The 12,581-nt window shown below is 75.6% G+C and carries 10 protein-coding genes; 5 read left to right on the top strand and 5 right to left on the bottom strand.

Annotated features, from left to right (window positions below; translation table 11 throughout):
• The first annotated feature begins 15 nt into the window (after nucleotides 1–15).
• The 5 genes from AB2L27_RS15215 to AB2L27_RS15195 all read left to right on the top strand — a co-directional run bounded on the left by AB2L27_RS15215 (nucleotide 16) and on the right by AB2L27_RS15195 (nucleotide 6,718).
• Nucleotides 16–396, top strand: a complete 381-nt coding sequence (locus AB2L27_RS15215) for a DUF6958 family protein (protein WP_370442331.1) — start codon at nucleotides 16–18, stop codon at nucleotides 394–396.
• A 140-nt stretch (nucleotides 397–536) separates the two neighbouring features.
• On the top strand, nucleotides 537–2,126 hold the full coding sequence (locus AB2L27_RS15210) for a methyl-accepting chemotaxis protein (RefSeq protein WP_370442330.1): 1,590 nt from the start codon (nucleotides 537–539) through the stop codon (nucleotides 2,124–2,126).
• Between the two features lie 63 nt (nucleotides 2,127–2,189).
• The gene (locus tag AB2L27_RS15205) at nucleotides 2,190–3,215 is read left to right on the top strand and encodes a polysaccharide deacetylase family protein (RefSeq protein WP_370442329.1); all 1,026 of its coding nucleotides are present in this window, start codon (nucleotides 2,190–2,192) and stop codon (nucleotides 3,213–3,215) included.
• Nucleotides 3,216–3,284: 69 nt separating this feature from the next.
• Complete coding sequence (locus AB2L27_RS15200) at nucleotides 3,285–5,642, top strand: SpoIIE family protein phosphatase (RefSeq protein WP_370442328.1); 2,358 nt, start codon at nucleotides 3,285–3,287, stop codon at nucleotides 5,640–5,642.
• Nucleotides 5,639–6,718, top strand: a complete 1,080-nt coding sequence (locus AB2L27_RS15195; RefSeq protein ID WP_370442327.1) for a sensor histidine kinase — start codon at nucleotides 5,639–5,641, stop codon at nucleotides 6,716–6,718. Before AB2L27_RS15200 ends, AB2L27_RS15195 begins: the two co-directional genes overlap by 4 nt.
• Before the next feature lie 6 nt (nucleotides 6,719–6,724).
• On the opposite strand, the gene AB2L27_RS15190 is transcribed toward AB2L27_RS15195, so the two are convergent.
• The 5 genes from AB2L27_RS15190 to AB2L27_RS15170 form a co-directional block, all read right to left on the bottom strand.
• Complete coding sequence (locus tag AB2L27_RS15190) at nucleotides 6,725–7,603, bottom strand: carbohydrate ABC transporter permease (RefSeq protein ID WP_370442326.1); 879 nt, start codon at nucleotides 7,601–7,603, stop codon at nucleotides 6,725–6,727.
• Nucleotides 7,600–8,526 carry a carbohydrate ABC transporter permease gene (locus AB2L27_RS15185; RefSeq protein ID WP_370442325.1) on the bottom strand — a complete coding sequence of 309 codons (927 nt, stop codon included), beginning with the start codon at nucleotides 8,524–8,526 and terminating at the stop codon, nucleotides 7,600–7,602. The genes AB2L27_RS15190 and AB2L27_RS15185 overlap by 4 nt, the downstream gene beginning before the upstream one ends.
• Entirely contained in the window at nucleotides 8,523–9,851 is a 1,329-nt protein-coding gene (locus tag AB2L27_RS15180) for an ABC transporter substrate-binding protein (RefSeq protein ID WP_370442324.1), read from the bottom strand. The genes AB2L27_RS15185 and AB2L27_RS15180 overlap by 4 nt, the downstream gene beginning before the upstream one ends.
• 104 nt (nucleotides 9,852–9,955) lie before the next feature.
• Nucleotides 9,956–10,354, bottom strand: coding sequence for an ATP-binding protein (locus tag AB2L27_RS15175; RefSeq protein ID WP_370442323.1), 399 nt, complete (start codon nucleotides 10,352–10,354; stop codon nucleotides 9,956–9,958).
• A 49-nt stretch (nucleotides 10,355–10,403) separates the two neighbouring features.
• Nucleotides 10,404–12,536 carry a PP2C family protein-serine/threonine phosphatase gene (locus AB2L27_RS15170; protein ID WP_370442322.1) on the bottom strand — a complete coding sequence of 711 codons (2,133 nt, stop codon included), beginning with the start codon at nucleotides 12,534–12,536 and terminating at the stop codon, nucleotides 10,404–10,406.
• Nucleotides 12,537–12,581: the final 45 nt, after the last annotated feature.

Here is a 12,581-nt window from a genome sequence, read left to right as displayed (position 1 = left end):
TGCCACCCTGGGGCCGTGGCGCGACGACGACCCGACGGCGGTTGGGAGATCACGGACCAGGCCTGGGCCACCGACGAGCAGGACCGCGCCCGCCGACGGGTGCGGATGCTCAACGGCGCCCTGGTGGGCGGGATGGAGGACTGGACGCTGCCGGTGCAGCAGTGGGAGCTCGTCCGCGACGTCGTCCTGGACGTCGTCGACGACGCCGACCCCGAGCACGGGGCCCTGCTGAAGACCGTCGTGGCCACGGCCCAGGAGCGGCTGGGTGACCACCCCGCCTTCCCCGGTGGTCGACTGACGAACATCGTGCGGTACGTCAAGGTCGACCTCGAGGCCCGCCGGCTCGTGGAGGTCGTCCCCCGGTCCTCCCCGCAACGCCTGCGCCGCCCGCGCTGACCCCGCTCCCGGAACCCCCCGACCCCGCACCCTCTTTTCGGGACCCGGCTCTAAGTTGCTGCGAGACACCGCATCCCGGGAGAACGGTCATGGCCGGACGACTCAACCCCCCGCGCCCGGGTGCCGATGCGGTGAGGGTGATGAGCCGTCTGCGCGACCTGAACGTCGCCTCGAAGCTGTTCGCCGGGTTCGGCGTCGTGTGCCTGCTGCTGGCCGCCGTGGTGGTGCTCGGCATCACCCGCCTGCAGGCCTCGCAGGAGACCCTGGCGAGGATGTCGTCCTCGGGCATGGCCTCCGTGCAGACCCTCGGGGAGGCCCAGACCGCGCTGCTGCAGACCCGCCTGGAGGTCGCCAACGCGGCCCTGGCCCCCGACGCGGCGTCCACCGAGGCGGCCATCCAGGCCGTCACCGCCGCCGACGCGACCTTCGACGCCGCCTGGGCGAGGTACGAGGCCTCCCGCCCCGCCTCCTCCGCCGCCGACCGGCAGGCCTTCACCGCGACCGTCGCCCAGTACCGCCAGGCCCGCGAGGAACTGCTCGACCGCGCCCGCGCCAACGACATCCCCGGTTTCATCGCGCTGCGCACCCAGAAGACCCTGCCCATCCTGAAGCAGCTCAGCGCCGACATCGACACCATCCGCGCCACCGAGGCCGCCGCCGCCCAGGACATCGCCGCCTCCGGGGCCGTGGCCGTCCGCACCGCCGTGCTCGTCCTGCTGCTCGTCGGCGCGCTGGCCATCGCCGTGGCCGTCGTCGTGGCCCTCGTCGTCGCCCGCTCCGTGGCCCGCCCCCTGGCCCGCACCCTGACCGTCGTCGAGGGCATGGCCGAGGGCCGCCTGGACCAGCAGGTCGGCTACCACGCCCAGGACGAGGTGGGCCGCCTGGCCGCCGCCCTGGACCGCACCGTCGAGCGCCTGGCCGGCACCCTGCGCCGCATCGGCACCTCGGCCACCACGCTGGCCGGCGCCTCGGCCGAGCTGACCGCCGTGGCCACGCACCTGTCCGCCAGCGCCGAGGAGTCCTCCTCCCAGGCCCAGGTCGTCTCCGCCGCCACCGAGCAGATCAGCGCCAACATCGGCACCGTGGCCGCCGCCGGGGAGGAGATGACCTCGGCCATCCGCGAGATCGCCACCTCCACCGCCGACGCCAGCTCCACCGCCGCCAGCGCCGTCACCGCCGCCTCCGCCGCCGGGGAGACCCTGGACCGCCTGGCCACCTCCAGCCGCGAGATCGGCGACGTCGTCAAGCTCATCACCTCCATCGCCGAGCAGACGAACCTGCTCGCCCTCAACGCCACCATCGAGGCCGCCCGCGCCGGCGACGCCGGCAAGGGGTTCGCCGTCGTGGCCGGGGAGGTCAAGGAACTGGCCCAGCAGACCGCGCGGGCCACCGAGCAGATCGTCGCCCGGATCGGGTCCACCCAGACCGACGCCGCCGACGCCGCCGCGGCCATCACCGAGATCACCGACGTCATCACCCGCATCGACGGCCTGCAGGCCACCATCGCCGCCGCGGTCGAGGAGCAGTCGGCCACCACCAGCGAGATGGTCCGCAACGTCACCGAGGTCTCCACCGGCTCCCAGGAGATCGCCCTGAACATCTCCGGCATCGCCGCCGCGGCCGGCCAGGCCACCGAGGGCGCCACCCGCACCGCCGGCACCGCCGCCGAGGTCAGCACGGCCGCGGCCGAGCTGGACACCCTCGTCGCCAGCTTCACCCTCCCCCGCTGACGACCGGCGCGACGACGGGACCGACGACGGGCGCGACCGGGCCGGAGCGCCTACAACGGGGTCGTGGACGCCGCCGACCCCCGGGAGCAGGAGTACCTGGAGGCGGCGCGGGCCGTCGCCGCCGAGGACGAGGAACGGGCCGGGGTCGCGACGTACCTGCGCGTCGACCCCGGCCCCGGCACCCCCGACCCGGCTCTCCTCCCCGGCCCCGGTGAGCCGGAGCTGGCCGCGCGCGTGCGCGCGGCGTGGGACGTGCTGAGCGCGGCCGACGCCGACGTGTCCGTGCAGGACGTGCTCGCCGTCCTGGGCGACCTGGACCTGCGCCCGGAACCGTCCCGGGCCCCCTCCCGGCCCCCGGCGAGCCTGGCCGGGTGGCGGCCCCCGGGCACCCCCGTCCCCTCCCGCGCCGCCCGCGACGCGCAGGTGGTGCAGGTCTCGGAGGCGTTCGTCGCCGGCCGCCTGCTGCGGGTGGTGAACCACCACGACACCCCCGCGTCCCGGGGCGAGGAGTTCCGCCGCGACCTGCTCCGGTACGCCGAGCGCTTCGCCCCCGTGACGGCGCAGGACGTGCACGCGTTCTGCACCACCGGGCGCTGGCCGGACGCCTCCCGCCCGGGGATCGTGCCCGCGTTCTACGACGGTTTCGCCAGCGCCGTGCAGGTCGCGGTCCCGGCGCTGGAGGAGGCCGGGCTGGTCGGCTGGTTCTACCCGCCCACGGACTTCCTGGACGTCCCGGCCGACCGGCAGCGGGAGTTCGCCCGGGCCCACGAGTACGGCGTGCTGGAGCACCCGCCGGGCCGGCTGGCGATGACGTGGGAGGAGCTGACGGAGCTGTCGGCCCGCCACGAGGTGTGCGCGCACACCGCCACGCACGCCGCCTCGGCCGACGTCACCACCCCGGAGCAGGTGGTGGCCGAGGTGCTGGAACCGGTGCGCCGCCTCACCGCCGCCACCGGCCGCCCGCCCGCGTCGTGGGCCTGGCTGGGCGGCACCGACCCCGACCCGACGCGCCCGGGCGACGTGGCGCTGACCGGGACCGGGGTGCGGTTGTGGACCTCCGGCACGGCGTTGCGCCGCCTGCACCGCTGAACGTCGGGGATACTCGGTCCGCTCCGGTCGCGGACGACCGCACGCACCGGCACCAGATCCAGGACACAGGTGGACACGCACGTGGGCTCGCGAACTCCCGAGGATCCCGACGCGGCCGCGGCCGCGCAGTTCGATTCCCTGCTCGCCGGGGCCCCGCTGGGGATCGGCGTCTTCGACCTCGACCTGCGCCACGTGCGGGTCAACGCCGTGCTCGCCGAGATGAACGGCCGGACGGTGCAGGAGCTGGTCGGGCGCACCCCCAGCGAGGTCAACGGGCAGACCGGGGCCCGCGCCGAGGAGCTGTACCGGCGGGTGATCGCCGACGGCGTGCCCATGCGCGACGTCCCGCTGTCCGGCGAGGTCAGCGCCCGCCCCGGTCACCTGCGGCACTGGTCCCTGACCTTCCACCCCGTGCACCGGCCCGGGACGCGGGAGGTCACCGGGTTGTGCGTCATCGTCGACGACGTCACCGCGCGGGAGGAGCTGGCCCGTTCGCTGGCCGACAGCCGGCGCCGCGTCGAGCAGATCACCGAGACGATGGCCGCGGGGTACCTCGTGCTGGACACCGCCGAGGAGTCCTGGCCGATCACCTACGTCAACCGGCAGGCGGAGGCCGCCCTCGGCCTGCCGCGCGAGCAGCTCGTGGGCGGGTCGTTGTGGGCCCTGTTCCCCGCCACCGTGGGCACCGCCTTCGAGGCCGGCTACCGCCGGGCGCTGGCCTCCGGGACGCCCTGCGTCTTCGACGCCTACTACCCCCCGCCCCTGGACGCCTGGTACGAGGTGCGGGCCGTCCCGGACGGGTCGACGCTCGCGCTGTACTTCCTGGACGTCAGCGAGCGGGTGCAGGCCCAGCGCGCCGCCGAGACCGCCGCCGAGCGCGCCGGGTTGCTGGCCCGGGTCGGGGAGCTGCTCAGCGCGCACCGCGACCCCGACACCGCCGTCCGCCTCGTGCCCGGCCTGGTCGTGCCCGCGCTGGCCGACCGGTGCGTCGTCACGGTGCTGGAGGCCTCCGAGCGGGCCGAGGCCGCCGTGGACGCCCTCGCGGCCCAGACCCGCGCGGGCACGGACGGGACCGCGCCGGCCTCGGCGGTGCAGCTCGTGCTGGAGCACCTGGACGACGTCGCCGCGCAGCACGCCGGCCCGGCCCGGCAGGACGCCCACCACGAAACCCACCACGAAACCCGCTACGAGGGACGGGTGGTCCCGCCCCCCGTCGTCCGGGCCCTGGTGCACGGGCGCACCGAGGTGCTCACGACCGGCACCGCCGGGGACGGGCCGGACCGGCGGGGACCGGCGGTGGCGGTCCCCGTGCGCGCCAGGGGCCGGTCCCTGGGGGTGCTGACGCTGGGCTGGGACGGGCCGGGGCCGGCGGCTCCGGCCGCCCCCCACCCGCCGGCCGCGGCCACCCCGGCCACGGACCTGGGTGCCGACCCCCGCCGGACGGCCACGGCCCGGCCGGCCGCCGGTCCGGGCGAGGACGTCGTGGCGTTCGCGCAGACGCTGGCCGACCGCATCGGCACCGCCGTGGAGGAGGGGCGGCTGGTGCGCGCCCAGCTGCAGATCGCCGAGACCCTGCAGCGCGCGCTGCTGACCGACCCGCCGCAGCCGGACCACGCCCACGTCGTCGTCCGGTACCTGCCCGCGGCGCAGGCCGCGCAGGTGGGGGGCGACTGGTACGACGCGTTCCTGCAGGACGACGGCGCGAGCGTGCTGGTCGTCGGGGACGTCCTGGGGCACGACCGCACGGCCGCCGCGGTGATGGGCCAGGTGCGCACCCTCGTGCGCGCGGCTGCGGTGATGACGGGTCGCGGCCCGGCCGACGTGCTCACGGCCACGGACGCGGCGATGAGCACGCTGCAGGTCGGGACGATGGCCACGTGCGTGGTGGGTCGGCTGGAGCAGGACGAGGACCTGACCCGGCGCGGCCTGACCCGGCTGCGCTGGTCCACCGCGGGTCACCCGCCGCCGGTCCTGGTCTCGCGCGAGGGGGTGCCCCGCCTGCTGGACGTCCCCGGTCAGCGCGACCTGCTGCTGGGGGTGGACCCGGCGGCCCCGCGGCACGAGCACACGGTGGAGGTCGAGCGCGGCAGCACCGTCCTGCTCTACACCGACGGGCTCGTCGAGCGTCGCGGGGAGTCCCTGCAGGCCGGTCTGGACCGGCTGCTGGAGGCCGTCGCGGACGCGGTGGCCCGCGAGCCGCGCGACGCCGACGGCTACCCGCAGGACGTCGACGCCACGTGCGAGGAGGTGCTGCGCCGGCTGCTGCACGCCCAGCCCGGCGACGACGTCGCGCTCGTGGCGATCCGGCTGCACCGCCAGGACCGGCCGCGCCCGGCGACGGCCGGCCCGCGCCGGGTGCCCCCGGACGTCCCCGACGAGCCGGAGGTGCTGCCGCGGGCGGGACAGCGGGCGGAGAGGCGGGGGTGAGGGCCCTGCCGGCCCGCCCCGGTCTCCGGCGGGGGCTCGCCGAGGCGGGACTGGTGCTGCTGGCCGTCGTCGACGCGCTCATCGGGCTGCCGTACGCCTCGACGGGGGCGACCGCGGCCGCGCTGGTGACGGCCTGCGTCCTGCCGCTGCGCCGGCGCCTGCCGTGGGTGACGGCGCTCGTCGCGGCCGTGGGCCTGTACTACGGCTACGCCCTCGTGGCGGCGATGGCCGTGGTGTTCACGCTGGCGGTCCGCACCCGGGGCCGGCGGCCGGTGGGGGTGGTGGCCGCGCTCGTCGTCCTCGGCGGCAACCTCGTGGCCACCGAACTGCCCCAGGACGCCGACGAGTGGGTCAGCGCCGTGCTGTACGGCCTGCTGTTCGCGACGGCCCCGTGGGCGCTGGGGGAACTGGTGGTCACCCGCCGGGAGCTGTCGCGCCGGCTGGCCGAGATCGACGAGCGGGTCGCGCGGGAGGTGCTGGAGCGCGAGCGGGCCGTGCTGGCCCGGGAGATGCACGACGTCGTGTCCCACCAGGTGAGCCTCATCGCCGTGCAGGCCGGGGCGCTGCAGGTGACCGCGGCGGAGGAAACCACGCGCTCGGCGGCGCGCACCATCCGCGAGCTGAGCGTGCGCACCCTGGACGAGCTGCGCGCGATGGTCGAGGTGCTGCGCACCGCGGGGGGTTCCGCGCGCCGGGACGGCCCGCAGCCGGGGGTCGGGGACCTGGACGGGCTCACCGCCGGGTGCGGGCTGGTGGTGCGCAGCACCGTCGACGTGCCCGGCGACCTGCCCGCGCCGGTGCAGCGCGCGGTGTTCCGCGCCGTGCAGGAGGGGCTGACGAACGTCCGCAAGCACGCCCCCGGCGCCGAGGTCACCGTCTCGGTGGTCCACGACGGTGCCCGCACGCGGGTGGAGGTCGCCAACGGCCCGGCCACCGGGCCGGTCCTGGCCCTGCCCAGCGCCCGGCACGGGCTGCTGGGGCTGCGCGAGCGGGCCGCGCTGCTGGACGGGCAGGTGCACGCCGCCCCCACCCCGGCCGGCGGGTTCCGCCTCGTCGTGACGATCCCGGACCCCTGAGCGCCCTCACTTCAGGCCGCTGCGGGCGATGCCGGCGACGAACTGCCGCTGGGCGATGCCGAACAGGACCAGGACGGGCAGCACCGAGACGAGGGCGCCGGCCATGAGGGCCGGGTAGTCCGTCGTGTACTGGCTCTGCAGGAACGACAACCCCACCGGCAGCGTGTAGAGGGCCGGGTCGCGCAGCGCCACCAGCGGCCAGGCGAACTCGTTCCACCGGTACATGAACGTCATGACGACCAGCACGGCCACCAGCGGCCGGGACAGCGGCAGGACGACCGACCACAGGGTCCGCAGCTGCCCGGCCCCGTCGAGCTGGGCGGCCTCGAGCAGTTCGTCGGGCAGGGACAGGAAGTACTGCCGGGCCAGGAACACCCCGAACGCCTCCGCCGAGCGCGGGACGATGACCGCCCAGTAGGAGTTGATCCAGCCGAGGGAGTTGACGAGGTCGAACTGCGGGATGAGCAGCACCTGGATGGGGATCATCAGGGTGGCGATGATGAGGAAGAACACCACCGCCCGCCCCGGGAACCGGTGCTTGGCCAGGACGTACCCGGCCGTGACGTCGACGGCGACCGTGATGACGACGGCGACCACGGCGATGGCCAGGGAGTTCTGCGCCCACTGCAGCACGGGGAACTGCGTCAGCGCCCGGGAGAACCCGCCGGGGTCCAGCGTCGTGGGCAGCAGGCCCACCCGCCCGGAGGCGAGGTCGTCGCGCGGCGAGACCGCGGTGACGAGCATCCAGTACAGCGGGAACAGCCAGACCAGGCTCAGCACGAGGAGGACGACGACCCTGGCCCGTCGCGACCCCCGCCGCGCCCGCGGGCCGCGGGCGGTGCCGGCGTCGGCGTCGGGGCGGGCCGCGGTCCGCGCCCCGCTCACTGCTCGTCCTCGCTGGAGCGCTGGGCCCGCCACCACAGGACGGTGGCCGCGAGCACGACGACGAACACGACGACGCCGATGGCCGACCCGTAACCCTCGCGACGGGCGGCGAAACCCTGCCCGTAGGCGTAGGTGACGAGCAGTTCGGTGGACCCCGCCGGGCCCCCCTTGGTCATGACCCAGACGATGTCGAACACCTGGAACGTCTCGATGACCATCATCACGGTGAGGAAGAACGTGGTCGGGCGCATGAGCGGCCACACGACCTCGCGCAGCCGCTGCCAGGACGAGGCGCCGTCGAGCTCGGCGGCCTCCAGCACGTCCCGGTCGATGCCCTGCAGCGCGCTGAGGTAGAGGATGACGGCCAGTCCCGAGCGCGCCCACAGCAGCACCAGGACGACGGACACCGCGGCGGCCGTCCCGTCGGACTGCCAGTCCGGTTGCGGCAGACCGGCCCCGGCCAGGACGCGGTCGACGATGCCGACGTTCTGGTCGAAGACCCAGCGGCCGGCCATCGCCACGACGACCCCGGAGATGACGTACGGGGCGAGGAACACCGCCCGGAACAGCCCCCCGCCGGGGATGCGCTCGCGCAGCAGCAGGGCGATCGCCAGCCCCAGGGCCAGGCTCACGGGCACGGACACCACGGCCAGCAGCGCCGTGTTGCGCGCCGCCTGCCAGAACGTCGGGTCCGCCAGCATGGCGCGGTAGTTCGCCAGCCCGACGAACTGCGCCTGGCCGATGCCGGTGGAGTTCGTCAGCGAGATCCGCACCGCCCCCACGAGGGGGTAGAGGACGAACACCCCGAACAGCACGAGGGCCGGGGCGAGCATGAGGTACGACGTCGCCCAGCGGCGCACCGCCGGCCGGCGCGAGGGCGCGACCCCGGGCGTGGTGGCCCGGGTCGTCGTGGCCGCGCTCACGAGGTCTGCAGCACCGCCGCGACACCGTCGGTGATCCTCCTCAGCGCGGTGGCGTCGTCGTCGCCGCCGAGGAACACCTCGTCGAGCCGGTCGCGCAACTGGGCGTTGATCGCGCTGAAGCTGGGCACGACGACCTGCTGCACGAGGGGTTCGCGGATCGCCTGGGCCTGCTGCACGTACAGCTCCATGAGGTCGGGCCGCACGGGGTAGCGCAGCGAGGAGGCGTCGATGTCGCCGCGGGTCGGCAGGACCGAGGCCGCGGTGCAGAACGCCGCCATCTGCTCGGCCTGCGCGCAGTAGGTGAGGAACTCCAGCGCCCGGTCCCGGTTCGGGCTCGCCTCCACGGCCACGAGGGCGTTGCCGCCGAGGTCGGCCGAGGCGTTGACGTCGCGGGGCAGGAACGTGGCGGAGTACTCGAACCCGCCCCCCTCGATCTCGCTCAGCAGGAAGTCCCCCGCGAACGCGGTGGCGACGGTCTGGTTGAGGAACAGGTCGCTGGCCGCCTGCCCGCGGGCCGAGGCGTTCGCCGGGGTGAGCTGGCGGCGGAACAGGTCGCGGGTGAAGGTCAGGGCCTTCAGCGCCCCCGGGTCGTCGGTGACCACGGACCGCAGGTCCTCGCTCAGCAACCGGCCCCCGGCCTGGTCGACGAAGTTCAGCCAGCGGTAGGCCCCGGCGTTCTGCCAGTTCGCCGCGAACGCGTAGGTGTCGGCGCGGGAGGGCTGGATGCGGGCGAGGGCGTCGGCGAACTGCTCCCACGTCCACGCGTCGTCCAGGGTCGTGGGCAGCGGGCCCAGCCCGGCCGAGGCGACGGCCGCGGTGTTGAGCAGCACCATCGAGGTGTCGGTGTGGTGCGGGACGCCGAACGTGCCCCGCTCGTCGGTGACCGCCGCCCAGAAGGCGAGCAGGAACGCCGGTTCCAGGGTGTCCGCGTCGGCGAGGTCGGCCAGCACCCCCTGGCGCCGGTAGGCGGCCACGTCGGTGTAGCTGACGCGGAACAGGTCCGGCGGGGAGTCGGTGCGCAGGCCGGTGTCGACGGCGGTGAGGACCTCGGAGTACGGGACGACCTGCAGGTCGACCGCCGTGCCGGTCTCGGCCTCGAAACCGTCCGCGAGCGCGGCGAAGGCGGCGCTCTCGACGTCGGAGGCCCACGTGATCATCGTGAGCGCGCCGTCCCCGGACCCCGATCCGGAACCGCCGGAGTCCGGGGTGGAGAAACCGCTGCACGCGGACAGGGCCCCGCCCGCGGCGAGGGCCCCGGCGGCGCCGAGGACGCGACGGCGGGTGGGGTCGGTCGGGCGGGAGGCGTTCTGGGCAGGGGTGACCATGGGAACTCCGATGTCCATGCGGGCGGCTGTCTGCACCTGCTGGTTCGTGCGCGGGACGGGCACCTCTGGGAAAGGTGGGACCACGGTAGCCAGGTCGGCCCGCCTCAGCCCGCTGGAACCTGCCCCACGAGCCGGGACCACACGGTCTTGCCGTCGGGCCCGGCCTCCACGCCCCACTGCGCGCTCAGCACGTCGACCAGGGCGATGCCGCGGCCGCCGAGGGCCTCCGGGCCCGCCTCACGCAGTTCCGGGGCGTCCGGGCCGGCGTCGCTGACGCGCATGCTGACCCCGTCCCGGCCCTGGCACTCCAGGGCCAGGACCGCCGGGGGTGCCCCGTGCCGGACGGCGTTCGTCACCAGCTCGGTCACCACGAGGTCACCCTGGGGCCGCAGGTCCCGGGCGTGCACGTCGCACCAGTGCTCGTCGAGGAACCGCCGGGCGTGGCGGCCCGCCGTGGCGTCCATGACCAGGACGAGGTCGGCGGGCGGGGTGGACTGGCACATCGCCAGCACCATCTCCCGGAAAACCCGTCCCGGCGACCGGGAGCGCGGCTCAGAGCCGCACGGCGAGCAGCGCGATGTCGTCGTGGCTGTCGCCGAGCTCGGCGAGCAGGTGGTCGCACAGGGCCTGCGGGTCGTGCGGGGCCGCGGCCACGACCCGCGCGAGCCGCTCCTGCCCCACGCTGAGCACCTCCCCGCGCCGTTCGACGAGGCCGTCGGTGTAGCCCAGCAGCAGCGACCCCACGGGCAGGCGCTCGGTCCGCGTCTCGCGCCGCAGCGCGGGCTCGACCCCGAGCGGGACGTCGGAGGCGTCGGGCAGGTACCGCACGGTGCCGTCTTCGTGGCGCACGAGCAGGGGCGGGTGCCCGGCCGAGGAGTGCTCCAGCGACCAGTGGCCGGGCCCGTCCGGCACGAGGCGGGCGTAGCTGACCGTCGCCATCGTCGTCATGCCCAGCGCCACGGTCAGCTCGTCCACGCGCGAGAGCACCGCGGCCGGGGACTCCAGCGTCCGGTCCCAGGCGCACGCGCGCAGCAGGCCCTTCAGGTGGCCCATCGCCGCCGCGGCGTACACGTCGTGGCCGGCGACGTCGCCGATGACCACGGCGACGCCGTCGCCGGGGACGTCGATGACCTCGTAGAAGTCGCCGCCGACGTCGTTGCCGTCCTGGCCGGCGTGGTAGCGGGCCGCGAGCTGCAGGCCCGGGACGTGCGGCAGGTCAGGCAGCAGGCTGCGCTGCAGCTCGGTGGCGATGTGGTGCTGCTCCTCGTAGAGCCGGGCGTTGTCCAGCAGCAGCCCAGCGCGGCGGCCGAGGTCGACGGCGATGCCGAGGTCGTCGTCGGTGTGCTCCTCCCCCTCCCCGGTGCGGACCAGGACCATGAGGTCGTTGTCGCGGCGACGTCCCGGGAGGGGGACCACGAGGACAGAGGTGACCCCGAGCTCGTCGGACAGGTCCAGGACGCGCTCGTCCCGGACCCAGCCGCGCCGCAGCTCGCGCACCTGCGGGGAGCCGTAGTCGCCGATCCGGCGGGCCGAGGCGCCCTGCAGCAGGAGTTCCTGCAGGGGCCCGCGCAGGGCGGTGCGCCGCAGGGCGTCCAGGTACTCCTCGAACCGCCCGGTCTCCTCGGCCCGCGCGTGCAGCGCGGTCACCTGGCCGATCTGGCCCTTGTCGTCGGGGCTGATCACCACGGCCCAGTCGGCGAGCTGGGGCACCACCAGCCGCAGCAGCCGGCGGCGGCACTCCCCCACGTCGAGGGTGCCGGAGAGCCGGTGGGTCGCCTCGGCGAGCAGGTCCAGGCGGGCCCGGTGCTCCTCGGCCCGCGCCCGCGCCTCCTCGGCCTCGGCCCGGGCCGCGCGCTCGGCGGCCAGCGCGTCGTCGCGCGCCCGGTCGGCGGCCACGCGCCCGCTCACGTCGGTCTGGATGCCGACGTAGTGGGTCAGCGCGCCGTCGGGGCCGAAGATGGGGCTCATGGCCACCTGGTTCCAGAAGGCCAGGCCGTCCTTGCGGTAGTTCAGGAGCGTGACGGTCACCGGCTCGCCCGCCTCGAGCGCCTCGCGCATCGTCGTGCGGGCGGCGGGGTCGCTGCCGGGCCCCTGCAGGAACCGGCAGTTGCGGCCCACGACCTCGTCCATGCCGTACCCGGTGGTGGCCGTGAACGCGGGGTTGACCCACACCAGCGGCAGGTCGGGGTCGCGGGCGTCGGCGACGGTGAAGGACAGGCCGGTGGCCAGCACCGCCCGGTCGCGCAGCACCGCCTGCTCGGTGGCGGCGTCCATGGCCGCCCGGGCCGCGCGCCGGTCGCGCAGCGGCAGGAAGACGACGAGGGCGTGGTCCTCGAGCATGGGGGCCCCGGCCATCGGCAGGGCGACGACCCACAGGGGTTCGCGCCGGTCCCCCAGGTCGCTGCCGGCGGCCGCCGAGACCGCCTGCCCGACGACGGGTTCGGAGCGGGCGACCCGCGACAGCGGGTGCTCGGTCTCGGACAGCTCGGCGCCGTCGAGGTCCAGCAGCCGGGCGGCGTCGGACCACGCGTCGACCGACAGGGGCAGCACGGCGTCGGGGGCGAGCTGGCGGGCGACGGGGTTGACGTGCACGACCGTGCGCTCGGACAGGTGCACGAGCAGCACGGCGGCGGGTGCGTCACCGGTGATGGCCGAGACGTCCGCGGCCGCGACCTCGTCACGCACCTGTGGCTGCACGGTGTCCCCTCTCCTCGGCCAGCACCCGCCCCT

Source organism: Kineococcus halophytocola, from assembly GCF_041276425.1.
GTDB classification, from domain to species: domain Bacteria; phylum Actinomycetota; class Actinomycetes; order Actinomycetales; family Kineococcaceae; genus Kineococcus; species Kineococcus halophytocola.
Note: the sequence above shows the minus strand (reverse complement) of the source record. Positions and strands in the feature narration are given on the sequence as shown.